The following is a 17,877-nucleotide window of genomic DNA, read 5'->3' on the forward strand; positions in this document are numbered from 1 at the left end:
GTAGAACCCATGGCAGACAATCATTACGACGCAATCGTCGTCGGCTCCGGCATCAGTGGCGGTTGGGCGGCGAAGGAACTGACCGAGAAAGGCCTCAAGGTCCTCATGCTGGAACGCGGTCGCAACATCGAACACGTGAAGGACTACGTCAATGCGATGAAGGAACCGTGGGACTTCCCGCACCGCAACCGGCCCACCCAGGCGATGAAGGCCGCCTTTCCGGTACTGATGCGCGACTACGCGCTGGCCGAGAACCTCGAGGGAATGTGGGCCGACGAACAGGACTCGCCCTACATCGAGACCAAGCGCTTCGACTGGTTCCGTGGGTATCACGTCGGCGGACGCTCGTTGATGTGGGGGCGGCAGAGCTATCGTTTGTCGGACCTGGATTTCCAGGCCAACCTCAAGGATGGCATCGCCACCGATTGGCCGATCCGTTACGCCGACATCGCGCCCTGGTACGACCACGTGGAGAAGTTTGCCGGCATCGCCGGCACGCGCGAAGGGTTGGACGTGCTGCCCGATGGCGAGTTCCTGCCGCCGATTCCACTGAACATTGTCGAGAAGGACGTGGCCGCGCGTATCAAGCAGGCCTTCGGTGGCACCCGGCACATGATCCATTCGCGCACCGCCAACATCACCCAGCCCAAGCCCGAGCAGGGCCGCGTCAACTGCCAGTACCGCAACAAGTGCATCCTGGGCTGTCCGTTCGGCGCCTACTTCTCGACCCAGTCGGCAACGCTGCCCGCGGCCATGAAGACCGGCAACCTCACCTTGCGGCCGTTCTCGATCGTCAAGGAAGTGCTCTACGACAAGGACCGCAAGCGGGCGCGCGGCGTGGAGGTGATCGATGCCGAGACCGGGCAGACCTACACGTACACGGCCAAGGTGATCTTCCTCAACGCCTCCTCCTTCAACTCGACCTGGCTGCTGATGAACTCGGCCACCGACGTGTGGGAAGGCGGGCTGGGCTCGTCGTCCGGCGAGCTGGGCCACAACGTGATGGACCATCATTTCGGCGCCGGTGCCTCCGGCCGGGTCGAAGGGTACGATGACAAGTACTACTTCGGCCGGCGCCCCTGCGGCTTCTACATTCCCCGTTTCCGCAACGTCGGCGGCGACAGGCGTGGCTACACGCGCGGGTTCGGCTACCAGGGCGGCGCCAGCCGCAACGGCTGGTCGCGCGAGATCGCCGAACTCAACATCGGCGCCGACCTGAAGGAGGCGCTGACCGTGCCGGGCGACTGGCGCATCGGCATGACCGGCTTCGGCGAAATGCTGCCGCACCACGACAACACGATCCGCCTCGACCCTGACCGCAAGGACAAGTGGGGGCTGCCGGTGTTGGCGATGGACGTTTCCATGCGCGCGAACGAGAAGGCCATGCGCAAGGACATGGCCGCCGATGCCGCCGAAATGCTGGAGGCCGCCGGGGTCAAGGACGTGGAGATGCACGACAACGACTACGCGCCGGGCAAGGGCATCCATGAAATGGGCACCGCACGCATGGGCCGTGACCGGAAGAACTCCGTGCTGAACCAGCACAACCAGGTCTGGGATGCGCCCAACGTGTACGTGACCGACGGTGCCTGCATGACCTCCAGCGCCTGCGTGAATCCCTCGCTGACCTACATGGCGCTGACCGCGCGTGCGGCCGACCATGCGGTGCGCGAGCTGAAAGCGGGGAACCTGTAATGGAACGTCGCGACCTGTTGAAGATGATCGTCGCCGCCACGGGCGCAGCCCTGGTCGGCCTGCCCGCGCTCGCCAGTGGCCAGGCGCCGGTGGCGGGGTCGAAGACCGCCTTCTCCGAAGCCGATATCGGCACGCTGGACGAGATCGCAGAAACCATCCTGCCGCGCACGAAAACACCGGGGGCCAAGGACGCCGGTGCCGGTGCGTTCATGGCGCGGTTCGTCACCGACTGCTACACCGCCCAGCAGCAGGCCGCATTCCATGCCGGCCTGGCCGACATCGACAAACGTGCAGGTGGACGCTTCGTGGCGCTCGCACCGCAGGCCCGCACCGAGCTGCTGCGTACGCTGGATGCGCAGGCCCGGAAACGCGCCACCGAGGTGAGCGAGACCGGTACCGCCGAAGGCGGTGAAGCGACGCCGCACTACTTCACGATGATCAAGCAGCTGGCCATCTTCGGTTTCTTCACCTCGAAGGTGGGGGCAACCGAAACGCTGCAGTACGTCGCCGTGCCGGGTCGCTACGACGGCGACCTGGCCTATGTCCCCGGTACCCCCGCGTGGGGCACCAGCTGATGAGGAACCCGATGAGCAAGCCCCTGCTGATGGCCGTCTGCGTGCTGGCTGCAACGCCTGCATTCGCGCAGGCCGATGACCCCGCGCGCGATCCGACCAAGACCGAGGTGTGGAAGCCGGTGCCCGCGACCGTGGCCACCCCCATGAACGCCGCGCCGTCCGATGCGATCGTGCTGTTCAACGGCAAGGATGTCTCCGCGTGGGAGTCGGAGACGGGCGGGCCCGTGCCCTGGAGCGTCGCCAACGGCGCGCTGACCGTGGTGCCAGGCAGCAAGGGCATTCGCACCAGACAGGATTTCTGCGACATCCAGCTGCACGTCGAGTGGCGCGCGCCCACCGCGACCAAAGGCTTCGACGGCCAGCATCGCGGCAACAGCGGCATCTTCCTGCAGGAGCTGTATGAGCTGCAGGTGCTCGACAGTTACAACAACCCCACCTATGCAAACGGCCAGGCCGGCTCGCTCTACAAGCAGGCCATGCCGCTGGTGAACGCCTCGCGCAGGCCGGGCGAATGGCAGGCCTACGACATCATCTGGAAGGCACCGCGCTTCTCGCCGGGCGGTGGGCTCACGTCACCGGCGCGCATCACCGTGCTGCACAACGGCGTGCTGGTACAGGACGACACCGTGCTGTCGGGCAAGACCGAGTACATCGGTGCACCCTCGTATGCACCGCATGGGTGCGCGCCGCTGTACCTGCAGGAGCACGATTCCAAGGTCAGCTACCGCAACATCTGGGTGCGGAAGCTGTAGTGGGAAGCTACTTCGCCAGGTAGCTGGCGAGGTTGCCGATGTCCTGTTCGGAGAGTTGGGAGAAGGGCGGCATCAAGCCGCCGCCCTTCTTGATCTTGTCCTTGATCTGAGCCGAGTCCAGCCGCTTGGCGACATCGGTGAGCGCGGGGAATGTCGGCGGAACGCCGGCCCGGTTCGCACCGTGGCAGGCAATGCAGTGCGTCGCGTAGAGCTGCGCGCCGGCGGCGGGATCGTCCTTGGACCACGCGGCAGTTGCAAACGTGGCTCCACACAGAACCACGGCCATTGTCAGGATCGTTTTCAAGCAGGGCTCCTTGGCTGGCTAGCGCTGTGCGCTGGCGGGCAGGCGGGCGGTGAGGTGGTGGCGCAGGTAGTCTGCGCCGGTCTTGATGACGGTGGCCGGATCGCGCGGCTGGTCGTGTTCGACGATGTACCACTGCACCCCGGCAGCGGCGGCGGCAGGCAGGATCGCGTTCCAGTCCAGCACGCCCTGGCCGACGGCGGCAAAGCCGCCCTCGTCTTCGGCCTGGCCCTTGGGGGCATTGTCCTTGGCGTGCACCGCGAATACGTGGCCGCGGAACTTGCCCAGCATCACCACCGGGTCATGGCCGGCACGCGCCACCCAGGCCAGGTCCAGCTCGGTCTGCAGGTCGGGGCCGGCTGCGGCGAACAGCAGTTCCAGGCCGGTCTTGCCGCCGAAGTCGACCAGCTCGAAGTCATGGTTGTGGTAGGCCAGGTGCATGCCCTGGGCTTTCACCTGCGCCGCGATCCGGCCCAGTTCCTGGCCCAGGGCGGTCCAGCCGGCGGCATCGGTCGGCCGATCGTTCTTGTCGAGATACGGCACCACCAGCGTGGTATTGCCGATCGCGCGGTTGAAGGCCACCACGCCAACCAGGTCCTTGCGCAGATCGGCCAGCTGCACGTGCGACGAAACCGCCTTGATCGAATAGCGGTCCAGCAGCTGCTTGAGTTCGGCGGCGCTGACGTTCTGGGTGCCGACCGTTTCCACCGCGCCCACGCCCGCGTCGTGCACGATCTTCAACTGCTGGTCGAGCGTGCCGGCGTTGCGCAGCGTGTACATCTGCACCGCGATGGGCTGCTGTGGACCGGCCGCGTCCCCGGCAAAGGCGGGCAGGGCGGCGAGCAGCAGCAATGCGAGGGTGGTGGTCCGGCGTGCAGCAGTCTTCATCAAGAAATCCTCATGGAGTTCAACCGATGGGTGTCCAGGCGCGCGACCTGGCCGATGCAATGACGCGGTCGACGATCAGCGCCGAACGCAGGCCGTCCTCGAAAGTGGGCAGGCCCTGTGGCCGCTCGCCGTCGATGGCGTGATAGGTGTCGGCGACGAACGCCTCGAAGCACTGGGCGTAGCCCTGCGCGTGGCCGGGCGGCAGCACCGCCAACCGGCGTTGCTCGGCACTGCCGGCGCCAGGGCCGCGCACGAAGGATTCCTCGCGCTGGTCCGGCCGGCCGATCCACAGCCGCTCCGGGTCTTCCTGGTTGAACGCCACGCTGGCCGTGGCACCGTCGATCTCGAACCAGAGGCGGTTGTGGCGGCCCGCCGAGACCTGGCTGACCGTCAACGAGGCGAGCGTACCTGCGCCGGTCTTGAACATCGCCGCCGCCACGTCCTCACTGGTTACCGCCTGCATCGCGCCGCCCGCCGCCGGCGTGGTGAAGCTCTGCCCGCCCACGGCACCACGCTCGGCCACCACGGTGGCGAATGCCGCGCTGACGTCGGCGAAGCGCTCGCCGCTGACCCATTCCACCAGGTCGCACCAGTGCGAGCCGATGTCGGCGAACACGCGCGAGACGCCGCCCAGCGCCGGGTCCACCCGCCAGTTGTTGCTGGCAGGATCCAGCAGCCAATCCTGCAGGTAACTACCGTGGATCAGGTGCAGCGGCCCCAGCTCGCCCTGCGCGATGCGTGCGCGTGCCTCGCGCACCACCGGGTGGTAGCGGTAGACGAACGGCACCGTGGCGACAAGCCCGGTCGAGGCAGCCAATGCCGCCAGGGCCTGGGCGTCTTCCAGCGTGGTGGCCAGCGGTTTCTCGCAGATCACGTGCTTGCCGGCTTCCAGTGCCGCCTGCGCCATGGCGCGGTGCAGGTGGTTGGGCGTACACACGTGCACCACCTGTACCTGCGGATCGCCGACCACCTCTTCGATGTCACGATAGCCGCGCGGAACATTCCATGAGCGCGCCACTTCCTCCGCGCGCTGCGGCGACGAGGCGACCACGCCGCGGACGTCCGCACCGGCCAGCAGCGCCGCGCGACGATGCACGGCGCCGATCATGCCGGTGCCCACAATGGCGATTCCAAGCTTGCGCATCGTGTCGGCTCCTCAGTGCGTGCTGGGCGCGGCGGCAAGCGCCGGCCGGTCGCGGAACAACAACAGGAAGGCGACCAGCACCACCAGCGCCACGCCGGCCGGGAACAGCCAGATCCGCTGCCAGTCCGGGCCCGCCGCCGTGGTGTAGTGCTCCACCACCGCGCCGGACAGGAACGTGCCGATCAACATGCCCACGCCGTAGGTGGCCAGGGTGATGAAGCCCTGCGCGCTGCTGCGCGCGGCGGGGCCGGCATGCGCATCGGTGTAGATCTGGCCGGTAACGAAGAAGAAGTCGTAACAGATGCCGTGCAGCACGATGCCGATCACCAGCAGGGAGAAGCCGCCGCCCGCATCGCCGAAGGCGAACATCACGTAGCGCACCACCCATGCGGCCATGCCCACCGCCAGCATGGTCTTCACCCCCAGCCGCACGAACAGGAACGGCATGGCCAGCATCAGCAGCACTTCGGACACCTGGCCCAGCGATTGCAGGCCGGCCGCGCCGCGCACGCCCAGGTCGTTGAGATAGGGGTTGGTGAAGTTGTAGTAGAACGCCAGCGGAATGCAGATGGCGATGGAGGCCAGGAAGAACACCAGGTAGGAGCGCGACTTCAGCAGCCGCAGTGAATCCAGCCCCAGCACCTGGCCCAGCCCGGCGTCGCGCTGCTGCGCCAGCGGCGGCGTGTGCGGCAGGGTGAACGCATACAGGCCCAACGCCAGCGATGCCATCGCCGCCATCCGGAAGGTCAATTCAAGCGTATGCGCCTGTTCCCAGCCCAGCCAGCCGATCAGCACGCCGGCCACGATCCAGCCGACGCTGCCGGCCACGCGCACGGGCGGGAACTGCTTCTCCGGCGACTGCATGTGCCGCATCGCCACGCTGTTGGCCAGCGCCAGCGTCGGCATGAACAGCAACATGTAGCCCATCACGCAGGCAAAGAACGTGTTGAAGTCCGTCGCCGTGGACGCCAGCCACATCAGCACCGCACCGGCCAGGTGCAGGACCCCGAGAATGCGCTGCGCCGCGAAGTAGCGGTCCGCGATCAGCCCGACCAGGAACGGCGCCACGATGGCGCCGATGGACTGGCTGAGGAAGGCCGTGGCCACCTGGCTGGCGCTGGCCTGGAGCGGGCCCTGCACTAGGTACGTGCCCAGGGTCACGAACCATGCGCCCCAGATGAAGAACTGCAGAAACATCATCGCGCCCAAGCGCGACATGGCGTGCCTCATGGCTTGCCCTCCCAGGCGGTAATGGCTCAGATACCCAGCATGCGGCGCAGCGATGCAGGATCCGCACCGCTGTCGGCAAAGTCGTCGAAGGAACGTTCGGTCACGCGGATGATGTGGTCGCGGATGATGGCGGCGCCCTCGCGCGCGCCGTCTTCGGGGTGCTTCAGGCAGCACTCCCACTCCAGCACCGCCCAGCCCGGGAAATCGTACTGCGCGAACTTGGAAAAGATCGCCTTGAAGTCGATCTGGCCGTCCCCGAGCGAACGGAACCGCCCCGGGCGATCGATCCAGTCCTGGTAGCCGCCATACACGCCACTACTCGCACTGGCGCGGAACTCCGCGTCCTTGACGTGGAAGATGCCGATGCGCGGATGGTAGCGGTCGATGAAGCCCAGGTAGTCGATGTGCTGCAGCAGCAGGTGGCTCGGGTCGTACAGCATCTTCGCGCGGGGATGGTGGTCCACCACGTCGAGGAAGCGCTCGAAGGTCGCGCCGTCGTGCAGGTCCTCGCCCGGGTGGATCTCAAAGCACAGGTCCACGCCGCAGGCGTCGAAGGCATCGAGGATCGGGCGCCAGCGCCGGCCAAGTTCGGCGAAGGCCTCTTCCACCAGGCCCGGCGGGCGCTGCGGCCAGGGGTAGAAGTAGGGCCAGGCCAGCGCGCCGGAGAAGGTGGCATGCGCGGTCAGCCCCAGGCGCTGGCTGGCCTTGGCGGCCAGCAGCAGCTGCTCCACCGCCCAGTCCTGGCGGGCGGCCGGATCGCCGCGCTTGTCTGCTGGCGCGAAGCCGTCGAACAGGCTGTCGTAGGCGGGGTGGACGGCTACCAGCTGCCCCTGCAGGTGCGTGGACAGCTCGGTGATCTGCACGCCATGCCCGGCCAGCATGCCGGCGATGTCGTCGCAGTACGCCTGGCTGCGGGCGGCCTCGGCCAGATCAAACAGGTGCGGCGCGCTGGTGGGGACCTGTACGCCAGAATAGCCCAGGCCGGCCGCCCACTCGGCCAGCGTGTCCAGCCGGTTGAAAGGCGGTGTGTCGCCGATGAACTGTGCCAGGAACAGCGCCGGACCCTTGAGCGTCTTCAACGTGATTCACCTCGATGCAATCGATTGCATTACCCTAGCAGGACGTTCCGCAAAACCTGTTGTGCACTGCACAGCGACACGAAGAACCCAACATCCATGGCAACCATCTACGACATCGCAAAGCACGTCGGCGTTTCCGCAGGTACGGTGTCGCGGGCGCTTTCGCGGCCGGACAAAGTCCTGCCGGCCACGCGCACGCGCATCGAGCAGGCCGCCGCCGCGCTGGGCTATGTGCCCAACACGGTAGCCCGGACGCTCAAGACCCAGCGCAGCGGCAAGATCCTGGTGACCGTGCCGGACATCGCCAATCCGTTCTTCGCCCAGATCCTGCAGGGCGCGGAGGAAGCGGCGCAGGCGGTGGGCTACGCGGTCCTGCTGGGTGATACCCAGCATCGCCCCGAGCGCGAAGAACGCTACGCGCAGATGCTCCGCCGCAACGAAGCCGACGGCATGATCGTGCTGGGCCATCGCCTGCCGCCGACCGCACGCGCGATCGTGCAGCAGCAGGGCACCACCGCGCCGGTGGTCAATGGCTGCGAGTTCGATCCCGCACTGGGCATCCCCAGCGTGCACATCGATAACGCCGCCGCCGCGCGGGCGGTGATGGACCACCTGTACGGTCTGGGCCACGAGCGGATCGCCGTAGTCGGCGGGCCGCCCGACAATCCCCTGCACCAGCAGCGTCTCGAAGGGGTGCGGGCCGCCAGCAAGGCACGCGGTCGCCTGCGCCACCTGAGCGTGGTGCCGGGCGACTTCTCCGTGGAATCCGGCCATGCGGCAGCCATGGCGCTGCTGGCGGGCGCGACCGTGCCGAGCGCGATCTTCTGCTTCAGCGACCAGATGGCGCTGGGCGTGCTGGCGGCGTGCCGAGACCTGGGCATCCGCGTGCCCGATGCGCTGTCCATCGTCGGGTTCGACGATCTGGCATCGTCCAGCTACCTCACGCCTGCATTGACTACTGTCCGCCAGCCCATGCGGGAGATCGGCGAGCGCGCGGTCAACCTGCTGCTCGCCATCATCGAAGGCGTGGATGTACCGCTGCAGCAGACGCTTGAGTTCCGCTTGATGGTGCGGGGTTCGACCGCAGCACCGATGTAGAGCCACGCCCAGCGTGGCTTCGTGGTGCCTGATCGGAGAGCAGCCACGCAGGGCGTGGCTCTACGGGGCGCCGAGAGAATCGGCAGGCGCGCGTTGCGACGGTCGGTGCGTGCCGCCTTGGCTACGCCGGTTTCTTCGGAAACACTTCCACGCTCACTTCCTCGATTTGAGCATCGGCAGGCATGCCGCGTCGGGCAGTGCCAGCCTGCCGGGGTAGTACGTAGGCTAGGTGCTGGCGCGGTTGACCTGCGGCTTCCAATCCGCAACGCGGCTCAGTAAGGATGCGCTTTCCCGCAGGCCAGCACGTGGTTGTAGTCGCTGGACATGCATTGGTAGAAGGCGCGCTTGTTGCCTTCAGCCTGTTCGCAGTCGGCGGTGGTGAGCTGCGGCAGCAATGCACGCAAGGGCGCGGCGGAGGCATTGAACTGCTCCGCCTCGAGGTAACCGCCGCGGACGTTTTTTTCGCCCACTTCCAGCATGGTTTCCACGCCGTACCGCGCGTTCTCGACGGCCTTGGCGCAGTTCAGTTCGTTCTCGCCCTCGCGCACCTGGAGCAGCTGCCGGGAAATCTGGTCCGCATCGGCCACCGCGCGGTCGCGGGCGCTGGGCGCGGTGGTCGTGTCATCGGCGGCAGACACCACCGGGCCCAGCGCCAGCAGCAGGAGTACCGCCGCCGCGCGGCCGGTCCAGCGGGTCGAAAGGTTGGGCATGCGGTGACTCCATGGCGGGAACGCGCGATGATACCGCGCCCCTGTGCTGGGGTACCTCGTTTGCAGTTCCTCCTGCCAACCTCTGGATCCACCATGATGCGATTCGTCTTGTGCGTGCTTTCGCTGTTTGCGTTCGTTGCCCCCGTCGGGGCCCGGGATTTCGTCAAGAAAAGTGCCACGCAGTCGGTCGCTCTCCCGGAGCCCGACAAGGCGCAGCTGATCTTCCTGCGCCCGTCCTCGCTGTTCGGCGGCATGTACACCATGTTGAGTGAAGTAACCCCTGAGGGTGACCGTTTCATCTCGGCCATCGGTGGAAAAGACAAAGTGGTGTATTCCACGGCCCCCGGCAGGAAGATGTTCGTCTCCAACGATGGCATGCGCGTGCATTTCATGGACGCCGACCTGGAGGCCGGCCGGCGCTACTACGTACTGGTCCGTCCCGTGTATGGCAATGGCTACCAGCTGCGGCCGATCCGGCGTGATGGGGGCAGCGACTACAGCATGGACAACCCCGATTTCATCAACTGGGTCCGGCAGAGCCGGCGCGTGGAGGCATTGGGCAGCGAGCCGCCGATGCCGGCGCGGGCCCTTCCGCAGCTGGCAAAGGCCCGTGAGCTGGGCTGGGCCAGCTGGCTGGCCAAGACGCCGGCCGAGCATGCCGAGCTGACCCTGGAGCGCGCCGACGCTGTTGATCGGTAATGCCCCGGGTCATCGCCAGCCTGCCCGTTGATGGGCAGGCTCCACTCAGCGCGTGCTGCCCGCCACCACGCCGCTGCCTTCGCTTTCCGTCGCGGCCAGTGCACGCCACCACGGCGTGCCGGCATGCGGCGCGGAAAGATCCAGGCGTTCGCCCATCTCCGGCGTGGACAGCGCGATGCCCCGCTGCGCGGCCAGCGCGCTGACCCGCTCGAACGGCTCTTCCCAGCGGTGCATGGCCAGGTCGAAGGTGCCGTTGTGGATGGGCACCAGCCACTTGCCGCGCAGGTCCTGGTGTGCCTGCACGGTCTGTTCCGGCTGCATGTGCACGAACGGCCACTTGGCGTCATACGCACCGGTTTCAACGAAGGCGACATCGAACGGCCCGTAGCGTTCGCCGATGCGCTTGAAGCCGTTGAAGTAGCCGGTATCGCCACTGAAGAACACGCGCAGCTCATCGTCCAGGATCACCCACGAGGCCCACAGCGTGCGGTTGCCATCGCGCAGCCCGCGGCCGGAAAAATGCTGGGCCGGGGTGGCGGCGAAACGCACGCCATCGACCTGGGTTTCTTCCCACCAGTCCAGCTGCACCACGCGGTCCTGCGGCACGCCCCAGTCGATCAGGCGGTCGCCCACGCCCAGCGGAGCCAGGAACACCTGTGCACGCGTTGCCAGGTACTTGATGGTCGCGCGGTCCAGGTGGTCGTAATGGTCATGCGAGAGCAGCACGCCACGGATCGGCGGCAGGTCCTGCAGCGCGATCGGCGGGGCGTGGAAACGCTTCGGGCCCATCCACTGCACGGGCGAGGCGCGCTCGGAGAACACCGGGTCGGTCAGCCACCAGCCACCGCGCAGTTTGATCAGCAGGGTGGAGTGGCCCAGCCGGTACATGCTGCGGTCCGGCGCTTCGGCCAGCGCCTGCGCGGTAAGCGCGCGCACCGGCGGCGCCTTGGGCGGGGTGGTGCCCGGCGGGCGGTTGAACATGAACTCCCAGAACAGCTTGAGCGTGGCGCCGAAGGACTCCTTCGGTTTGGCGGCCACGTTGGTGAACTGGTCATCGGCGCGTTGCGGCGAAGTGTCGTAAGAGGCGATAGGCACGGTAAAGGTCATCCCGATCAGAACGGTGAGGGAGAAGGCGACAGTGAGTACAGGCAGGATGCGCATGCGTCTCCTTGGTCTTGTGGATGAGTGCGCAGGCACTCATTCATTGGCGGCAAAAAATTCAACGTTGAATGCCCTTCCAGAACAGGTCGAAACCGGCCTGCTGCAGGGTGTCGCGTTGCTCGGGCTGGGCGGCCATGGCCTCCAGCGTGGTTTCCAGCAGGCTGATCAGCACCCGGCCCAGGTAGAACGGAATGCGCTCCGGGTCGATATGGCGGGCAAGGCTGGCTTCCAGGGTCTGCAACGTGGTGCCGAACAGCCCGGCGCAGTGGGTGCGGGTGCAGTCGGTGATGCGTTCGGACACCTTCAACTGGCGCAGTGCCATGCGGTCGATCGGATGCGCCGCACCCCAGACCAGCAGCGCGTTCCATACATGGTGCAACTGTTCGCGGATCTCGGCATTTGCCGGGAACGTCCCACCAACCGCCAGCGCCAGGCGCTCTTCCAGGCGCACGAACAGCGCATTGAGCAGCGCGTCCTTGGTCTCGAAGTAGGTGAACACCGTGCCCTCGGCGACCTTGGCCGCCTTGGCGATCTGCGCGGTGGAGGCGCCCACGCCCTGTGCCGCCACCAATTGGGCGGCAGCAGCCAGGATCGCATCGCGTTTCGCTTCGCTGAGGGGGCGGGCCATGACAGACTATAAGTGAGTGACCACTCATTTATAGGGCGCGGGACGCGAGGATGCAAGGGGCGGCCGGCGAGGATGGGGCGGCCGTTCAGCTCGCCCCATCGTCGTGCTCAGCACGCTGCTGACTCGGCACGCGCGCGTTGAAATTGATGGGAGGGCGGTCTATAAGGCGGTCAGGCACCTGCATGGGCATCGACGTGGCGACCACCCGACGCAAAGCAGTTCCCGACCCATCCACCGGCACGCCGCGCCTGCTGGCCGGTGGCAATCCGCAGATTCCGAAGGGCGAGGGCGATGCCCCCGTGCAGGCGTGGATAGCGGCTATACCCGACTGGAAGCGCGAAGCGGCCCGGCAGCTCGATGCGCTGGTCGTGGCAGCGGTGCCGGGCGTGCGCAAGGCGGTGAAATGGAACTCGCCGCTGTATGCCGCCGGCGATGACGGCTGGTTCCTGAGCATGCATTGCTACGCGCGCTACATCAAAGTGGCGTTCTTTCGTGGCAAGGCGCTGGACCCGGTGCCGCCGGAGGCATCCAAAAGCCAGGACACGCGCTACCTGCACGTTGTCGAGGACGTTCCACTGGATGCGAAACAGTTCACCCGCTGGGTGAAGCAGGCCAGCCGGCTTCCCGGCGAAAGGATGTAACCAATCCCCTTCTTTCAACGTTGATCAGGACCCGGTCATGCCACGTGCCAGCTCCCGCAGCAAGCCGATTTCCACCTCCACCGCTGCACCGGAAGACGCCGCGCAGCAGATCGATGCAAAGATCGCCGCGCTGGACGACTGGCGCGGCAAAACCCTGGCGCAGCTGCGCAGCATCATCCACAAGGCCGATCCCGACGTGGTTGAGACCGTGAAGTGGCGCGGGGTGCCGGTCTGGGAGCACGACGGCATCCTCTGTACCGGGGAAACCTACAAAGCCGCGGTGAAGATGACCTTCGCCCATGGGGCCAAGCTGGACGATCCGAAGGGATTGTTCAATTCCAGCCTGGAGGGCAACACCCGCCGCGCCATCGACGTGCATGAAGGTGAGAAGATCAACGAGGCGGCGTTGAAGGCCCTGATCCGGGCGGCGGTGGCCTTCAATACGGCCAAGGCAAAAGCGAAGAAATCACCTTCTCGCTGAACCGCGCAACCCAGAATTCCACCCCCTCGCGGTGGCACCTGTCGTCAACATCGGCAAAGATGGTGCGCTGCACGATCGCCGCTGGCGCGCGCGCATCCCCCCGTAACCTGGAATTGCCTGTGCTGAGTGTTGTTGGAGTAGTGCTTGCGTTGTATGTGGTGTGGCGCTTGATCTGGCCGCTGCGCGTGCCGGTCTCGGTACGTGGCCCGCTTGGCCTGCTGGTGCTGGCGCTGGCGCTGCACCACCGGATCGTGGCGCGGTTTGCCGGCACGATGGCTTCGCCGGAGATTCCCAAGGCGGCCCTGGTGGTGCTGGCAAGCGGTTTCACCGCCCTGCTGCTGGTGGCGGTGTTCCTGCTGGTGCTGGACGTCCTGCTGCTGGGCGCGCGCCTGCTGAAGCTGCCGCGCGCTGCCGATGCCCTGCGTCGCAGCTGGCTGCGGCCAGCGGCGGGCGGACTGGCGCTGGTGCTGGGCATCTGGGGCGTGCAGCAGGGCATTGCCGTGCCGCAGACCCGGCAGATCGAGGTGACCATTTCCGGCCTTCCGCAAGCGTTCGATGGTTATCGCGTGCTGCAGCTCACCGACATCCACGCCAGCCGCCTGCTCACCGGCGACTGGGTGGCCAAGGTGGTGGCTGAAAGCAACGCGCTGAAGCCGGACCTGGTGGTGATCACCGGCGACCTGGTCGATGGCAGTGTCAGCGCCCGTGCCAACGATGTGCGCAGCCTCGGCCAGCTGCAGGCGCCGGACGGCGTGATCGCCATTACCGGCAACCACGAATACTACGGCCAGTACGCGCAATGGATGCAGGCGTTCCGCGCGCTGCACATGCAGGTTCTGGAGAACAGCCACACCCAGGTGACGCGCGATGGCGCGGTGCTGACCATCGCCGGGGTCACCGACCCGGTGGCGGCGCGCTATGGCCTGCCAATGCCGGATCTGACTGCCGCACTGGCAGGTGCCGATCCCGCCGCCCCGGTGATCCTGCTCGACCACCGCCCTCGCGAGGCCCTGGCCAATGCGGCCAAGGGCGTGAAGCTGCAGCTGTCCGGTCATACCCATGGGGGCCACATCGTCGGCATGGACCAGCTGGTCAAACGCGCCAACGGCGGTTATGTATCCGGGCGTTATGAGGTGAACGGCATGACGCTGTACGTGAGCAACGGCGCCGGATTGTGGCCGGGGTTTGCAGCGCGCATCGGCGTGCCGTCGGAGATCACCCTGGTGACGTTGCGGGCGCGGTAGACAGCGTGCCGACCACCGGTCGGCAGCTGGCGTGCGTGGTGGCCTGCGCCAGTTCGGGGGCCAGCGCGTGGGCTACGGCCATGCGCAGCATGGCGGGGCTGATGTGGCGGCGATGCACGTGGTCAATGGCCGCCATGTAGAGGCGACCGAAGCGGTTGTGGGTGCGCACCCGCGTACCCAGTGCAATCACTGCCGCGCCGTCCGCATGCAGCTGCACACGGACGCAGGAACGGAAGCGAAGGTGGCGGTCGTCCGCACCCAGCAGCACTTCGGCGCTGCGGTCGGTTGCGTCCACGCGCTGTGCATGGACCGGGAAACGACCGGCAAAGAGCGTGCTGCGGTCGGTCGAAAGCAGCGAGGAGACCGGGCAACCCAAGGCTGAAGTGCGCAGATGAAGCGGCGCCACCAGTGCATTTCGCAGTGCCATCAAACGGCCCACGCTGGGCGGTGGATTGAGCACGAAGCCTTCCAGCAGCGCTTCCAGCACCACGCTGGCCGAACGGCTTGCCACGCTGTGCGCGGGCAGCACCAGCGTGTTGTAGTCCTGGTGGTCGACGCCGTCGGCGAGCGCCCCGTGCAGCAGCGAATCCGCCGGCGGGGCGGGCAGCGCCTGCACCGGATGCCGCGCAGCGCTGCGGCCGATGTAACCCTGCGCCGGGCGCAGCCGCGCCAGCCACGCGCGCAGTGGGCCGACCAGGTCGCGTGTGCGCGCGCACAGGCCGGCCAACGCCGAACGGGCCGGCGACTGCAGCGACAGGCTCACCACCGGAACGCGCGACAGGTCGGCCTGGTCCAGCAACAACTGCAGCGGCTGCGGCAGGGTATCGGTCAGGGACGGAATGTCGGCGCTGTCCGCATCGATCTGCGCGCGCTGCGCCTCGGTCAACGCGCCGCTGCGTTCGTTGGCATGGCAGGAGAGCGCGAACAACGCCGGGTGGCGCGGGTGGCGCGACACGAACTGGTGCCAGGTGCCGCTGCCGAAGCGCACCGTGAACAGGCAATCAGGCGGGATGTCCACGCAGCGCAGCGCATGCAGGAACGCAGCCGGGTCACGCTGCAGCTGGGCATCGGACGCGGTGGAAAAGCGCAGCTGCGCACCGCCGCTGCCGGCGATGGCGGTGAACATGCGGGGCCCGGCATGGCGGTGGAACGGATGCCCCTGGCGCCCGACCGAAAACGAGTACAGCGACGACGCATCGTCGTGGGCCAGGTGCATGCCGCCGAGCCGTGCGGAGGGCTCGTCCAGCGCATCCACGAAGGCCGGATGCGCGGCCTGGCGAAGCCCGGCATCACGCAGCAGCTGGTCGCCCGCACCGATCCCGAGCTGGGTGATCAAGGCCACTTCCACCGGGCTGCCATCCCCGTACGAAGGCAGGCTGATGCTGGGGAACGAACGACTCACGCGGTGGGTGTCCAGCATGCCGGTCTCCTGGTGGCAGGGCTCAGGTCGAAGGGGTGGGTTTGCGCTTGGCGCGTGCGCGGCTCTCGCGCTGCAAGGGGCCGCCAACCGGGCAGACTTCGGCGGCCCAAGCGAACAGGGTGTTGGTCAGGCGGTCGGGCACCTGGCGGAAATACACGAACTGGCCGCGCTTCTCGCGTTCGATCAGGCCGGCATCCTCCAGGATGCGCAGGTGGCTGGACAGTGCCGGCTTGCTGAAATCAAAGCGTTCGCCCAGTTCGCCCGCGGTGAGCTCGCCACCGTTGAGGTAGGCCAGGATCTGGCGGCGGGCGGTGGAGGCCAGGGCCTCGAAGATGCGGTCCATTCCGGTAGTTAATTAATTCGTTAACTAATCGTGCGCCGTGGCCTTGGGCCTGTCAAGTGCCGGCTGCCGCATCGCACCGTCACCACCGCGTCATACGCAGCGCTTACCTTGCGCCGCACTTCAGGGGTTGGGGCGGCACAGTGGCCGAGCAGGCAAGAGGGCGGCTGGCGCGGATGTTCGTGGAACACGCGCCGGTGCTTCGGGGGTTCTTCGTGCGCCGGGGGGCGCGACAGGACGCCGAAGACCTGGTGCAGGAGACGTACCTGCGTCTGCTGCGTGCGCATGCGGGGCCGGGCGAGTCCATCGCCAACCCCGAGGCGTATCTGTTCACCGTAGCGCTGAACCTGGCGCGTGAGCAGGCCAGCCGCAGGCGCTGGTCGACCCTGCCGATCGAGGACATCGAACAGCTGGGCCAGGGCCTGGCCAGCGGGGAATGCGTGGAGGATGCCGCCGAACGCGAACAACGCAGCCAGCGCCTGCAGGCGCTGCTGGCCACGCTGCCCGAACACACCCGCGCCGTGCTGGTGATGCAGTACCGCGACGGGCTGAGCTACAAACAGATCGCCGAGCGCCTGGGTGTCTCCTCGCACATGGTGAAGAAGCACGTCGTGCGCGGGCTCGCCGTGTGCCGGCGTGCGATGGCCGACCGCGAGGTGCTGCGATGAGCGCACCGTCGCTGCACCCCACCGCGTTGACCCAGGCCGCCGCCCACTGGCATGCGCTGCAACGCCAGGGCGATGTGACGCCCGCGCAGCAGCGCGCCTTCATGGACTGGCTGCTGGTCTCGCCCGAGCACCTGCGCGAGTACCTGGTGATCAGCGAAACCGCGGGCGCGCTGGGGGAGGCGCTGCGCGCGATGCCGATCGACCTGGACGCACTGCTGGCGGCGCCGGCAGCGCAGGGCACGGGCGATAACGTCGTGCAGTTGCCGGCGCGCGCGCTGCGTGCAGCCGCGCCCGCGCCGGCCCGACGCCGGTGGCTTCCTGGTATCGCTGCCGCAGCCGCGCTGCTGATGGCGGTGGGCATCGGCACGCCGCTGGCGTGGCCGCATACCACCCGCTATGTGGCCGCCCATGGCACGCCGCGCCAGATCGAGCTGTCCGACCACAGCGTGCTTCATCTCAATGCCGAGAGCGAAGTCTCGGTGCGGATGAGCCTGTTCGGTCGACGCGTTGAACTGGAGCGAGGCCAGGCCAGCTTCGTGGTCGCGCCGGACCGCCGGCCGTTCGCCGTGCATGCTGGCGGCCTGCAGGTGACCGACATCGGCACCACCTTTGATGTCGCGCTGCTGCGCGAGCAGGCGAGGATCGCGGTCAGCGAGGGCCGCGTACAGGTGCACGGTGATGGCGGCCGCGGACGCCTGCTGGCCGATCTGTCGGCGGGCAAGGTCGCCCAGGTGGACTATCGCGACCAGCGCGTGCAGCTGCGCGATGAGGACGCGGCCAGCATGATCGCGTGGTGGCAGGGCCGCATCGTGTTCCGCGACGAGCCCCTGCGCGAAGTGGCCGACCGCTTCAACCGCAGCAACACCCTGCGCCTGCGCGTGGGCGATGACGCCGGCGCGCTTCGCCTGACCGGCAACCTGCGCGCCGATGACCTGGGTTCGCTGCGTGCGTTCCTGGACCAGCAGCCGGCGCTGGTCATCCAGCAACGTGCCGATGGCATCCACGTACGCATGCGCGACGTGGCCGAAAGCGTTGTCAAAAAAAATTCATCGAATTAGCGGTGCCCGATCCACGCCTTGCCACGTCGTAGTTGGGGAACGCCACTGCCATTCCCTCACTGGAT

Annotated in this window: 20 protein-coding genes; 10 read left to right on the top strand and 10 right to left on the bottom strand. The window is 67.3% G+C overall.

Features of this window, described 5'->3' with window-relative positions; all coding sequences use genetic code 11:
* The first annotated feature begins 9 nt into the window (after nucleotides 1-9).
* The 3 genes from KVS69_RS02785 to KVS69_RS02795 are packed head-to-tail and all read left to right on the top strand — an operon-like array spanning nucleotide 10 to nucleotide 3,022.
* The gene (locus tag KVS69_RS02785) at nucleotides 10-1,695 is read left to right on the top strand and encodes a GMC family oxidoreductase (protein WP_184125209.1); all 1,686 of its coding nucleotides are present in this window, start codon (nucleotides 10-12) and stop codon (nucleotides 1,693-1,695) included.
* Nucleotides 1,695-2,270, top strand: a complete 576-nt coding sequence (locus KVS69_RS02790) for a gluconate 2-dehydrogenase subunit 3 family protein (protein ID WP_217536693.1) — start codon at nucleotides 1,695-1,697, stop codon at nucleotides 2,268-2,270. Before KVS69_RS02785 ends, KVS69_RS02790 begins: the two co-directional genes overlap by 1 nt.
* Before the next feature lie 11 nt (nucleotides 2,271-2,281).
* Nucleotides 2,282-3,022 (top strand): DUF1080 domain-containing protein, encoded by a 741-nt coding sequence (locus tag KVS69_RS02795; RefSeq protein WP_217536707.1) that lies wholly within the window; start codon nucleotides 2,282-2,284, stop codon nucleotides 3,020-3,022.
* Between the two features lie 7 nt (nucleotides 3,023-3,029).
* Here the strand turns inward: KVS69_RS02795 and KVS69_RS02800 are convergent, their stop codons facing one another.
* From KVS69_RS02800 to KVS69_RS02820, 5 genes are read right to left on the bottom strand one after another with little or no spacing between them, the layout of a single operon-like run.
* Complete coding sequence (locus KVS69_RS02800) at nucleotides 3,030-3,326, bottom strand: cytochrome c (RefSeq protein ID WP_254621997.1); 297 nt, start codon at nucleotides 3,324-3,326, stop codon at nucleotides 3,030-3,032.
* An 18-nt stretch (nucleotides 3,327-3,344) separates the two neighbouring features.
* Complete coding sequence (locus KVS69_RS02805) at nucleotides 3,345-4,211, bottom strand: sugar phosphate isomerase/epimerase (protein ID WP_217536729.1); 867 nt, start codon at nucleotides 4,209-4,211, stop codon at nucleotides 3,345-3,347.
* A gap of 19 nt (nucleotides 4,212-4,230) precedes the next feature.
* Complete coding sequence (locus KVS69_RS02810; RefSeq protein ID WP_217536732.1) at nucleotides 4,231-5,355, bottom strand: Gfo/Idh/MocA family oxidoreductase; 1,125 nt, start codon at nucleotides 5,353-5,355, stop codon at nucleotides 4,231-4,233.
* 12 nt (nucleotides 5,356-5,367) lie between these two features.
* Nucleotides 5,368-6,585 carry a nucleoside permease gene (locus KVS69_RS02815; RefSeq protein ID WP_068850006.1) on the bottom strand — a complete coding sequence of 406 codons (1,218 nt, stop codon included), beginning with the start codon at nucleotides 6,583-6,585 and terminating at the stop codon, nucleotides 5,368-5,370.
* A gap of 26 nt (nucleotides 6,586-6,611) precedes the next feature.
* Nucleotides 6,612-7,664, bottom strand: a complete 1,053-nt coding sequence (locus KVS69_RS02820) for a sugar phosphate isomerase/epimerase family protein (protein WP_217536735.1) — start codon at nucleotides 7,662-7,664, stop codon at nucleotides 6,612-6,614.
* Nucleotides 7,665-7,760: 96 nt separating this feature from the next.
* On the opposite strand from KVS69_RS02820, the gene KVS69_RS02825 reads away from it, so the two are divergent.
* Nucleotides 7,761-8,762, top strand: coding sequence for a LacI family DNA-binding transcriptional regulator (locus KVS69_RS02825; protein WP_217536738.1), 1,002 nt, complete (start codon nucleotides 7,761-7,763; stop codon nucleotides 8,760-8,762).
* Between the two features lie 272 nt (nucleotides 8,763-9,034).
* Here KVS69_RS02825 and KVS69_RS02830 read toward each other — a convergent pair whose 3' ends face one another.
* Nucleotides 9,035-9,472, bottom strand: a complete 438-nt coding sequence (locus tag KVS69_RS02830) for a hypothetical protein (RefSeq protein ID WP_217536740.1) — start codon at nucleotides 9,470-9,472, stop codon at nucleotides 9,035-9,037.
* A gap of 93 nt (nucleotides 9,473-9,565) precedes the next feature.
* Here KVS69_RS02830 and KVS69_RS02835 point away from each other — a divergent pair, with 93 nt between their 5' ends.
* Nucleotides 9,566-10,171, top strand: a complete 606-nt coding sequence (locus KVS69_RS02835) for a hypothetical protein (protein WP_068850019.1) — start codon at nucleotides 9,566-9,568, stop codon at nucleotides 10,169-10,171.
* A gap of 45 nt (nucleotides 10,172-10,216) precedes the next feature.
* Here the strand turns inward: KVS69_RS02835 and KVS69_RS02840 are convergent, their stop codons facing one another.
* Together KVS69_RS02840 and KVS69_RS02845 are read right to left on the bottom strand one after the other, a co-directional pair.
* Nucleotides 10,217-11,332, bottom strand: coding sequence for an MBL fold metallo-hydrolase (locus tag KVS69_RS02840; protein WP_217536743.1), 1,116 nt, complete (start codon nucleotides 11,330-11,332; stop codon nucleotides 10,217-10,219).
* 58 nt (nucleotides 11,333-11,390) lie between these two features.
* The gene (locus KVS69_RS02845) at nucleotides 11,391-11,960 is read right to left on the bottom strand and encodes a TetR/AcrR family transcriptional regulator (protein WP_217536745.1); all 570 of its coding nucleotides are present in this window, start codon (nucleotides 11,958-11,960) and stop codon (nucleotides 11,391-11,393) included.
* 182 nt (nucleotides 11,961-12,142) lie between these two features.
* Between KVS69_RS02845 and KVS69_RS02850 the strand changes: the two genes are divergently transcribed.
* The 3 genes from KVS69_RS02850 to KVS69_RS02860 all read left to right on the top strand — a co-directional run bounded on the left by KVS69_RS02850 (nucleotide 12,143) and on the right by KVS69_RS02860 (nucleotide 14,326).
* Entirely contained in the window at nucleotides 12,143-12,601 is a 459-nt protein-coding gene (locus tag KVS69_RS02850) for a DUF1801 domain-containing protein (protein ID WP_217536748.1), read from the top strand.
* A 37-nt stretch (nucleotides 12,602-12,638) separates the two neighbouring features.
* Entirely contained in the window at nucleotides 12,639-13,082 is a 444-nt protein-coding gene (locus KVS69_RS02855; protein ID WP_217536751.1) for a DUF1801 domain-containing protein, read from the top strand.
* Nucleotides 13,083-13,201: 119 nt separating this feature from the next.
* Complete coding sequence (locus tag KVS69_RS02860; protein WP_345776788.1) at nucleotides 13,202-14,326, top strand: metallophosphoesterase; 1,125 nt, start codon at nucleotides 13,202-13,204, stop codon at nucleotides 14,324-14,326.
* Here KVS69_RS02860 and KVS69_RS02865 read toward each other — a convergent pair.
* Together KVS69_RS02865 and KVS69_RS02870 are read right to left on the bottom strand one after the other, a co-directional pair.
* Entirely contained in the window at nucleotides 14,298-15,746 is a 1,449-nt protein-coding gene (locus KVS69_RS02865; RefSeq protein WP_217536756.1) for a DUF2867 domain-containing protein, read from the bottom strand. The two genes, KVS69_RS02860 and KVS69_RS02865, sit on opposite strands and share 29 nt — an antisense overlap.
* Nucleotides 15,747-15,768: 22 nt before the next feature.
* On the bottom strand, nucleotides 15,769-16,089 hold the full coding sequence (locus tag KVS69_RS02870; protein WP_068850041.1) for a metalloregulator ArsR/SmtB family transcription factor: 321 nt from the start codon (nucleotides 16,087-16,089) through the stop codon (nucleotides 15,769-15,771).
* Between the two features lie 173 nt (nucleotides 16,090-16,262).
* On the opposite strand from KVS69_RS02870, the gene KVS69_RS02875 reads away from it, so the two are divergent.
* Both KVS69_RS02875 and KVS69_RS02880 read left to right on the top strand, forming a co-directional pair.
* Nucleotides 16,263-16,754, top strand: coding sequence for a sigma-70 family RNA polymerase sigma factor (locus KVS69_RS02875; RefSeq protein WP_210131697.1), 492 nt, complete (start codon nucleotides 16,263-16,265; stop codon nucleotides 16,752-16,754).
* Complete coding sequence (locus KVS69_RS02880; protein ID WP_217536759.1) at nucleotides 16,751-17,812, top strand: FecR domain-containing protein; 1,062 nt, start codon at nucleotides 16,751-16,753, stop codon at nucleotides 17,810-17,812. Before KVS69_RS02875 ends, KVS69_RS02880 begins: the two co-directional genes overlap by 4 nt.
* The last annotated feature ends 65 nt before the right edge of the window (nucleotides 17,813-17,877 follow it).

Origin of the sequence: Stenotrophomonas sp. GbtcB23 (assembly GCF_019091045.1) — a bacterium.
In the GTDB taxonomy this organism is placed as follows: Bacteria; Pseudomonadota; Gammaproteobacteria; order Xanthomonadales; family Xanthomonadaceae; genus Stenotrophomonas; species Stenotrophomonas rhizophila_A.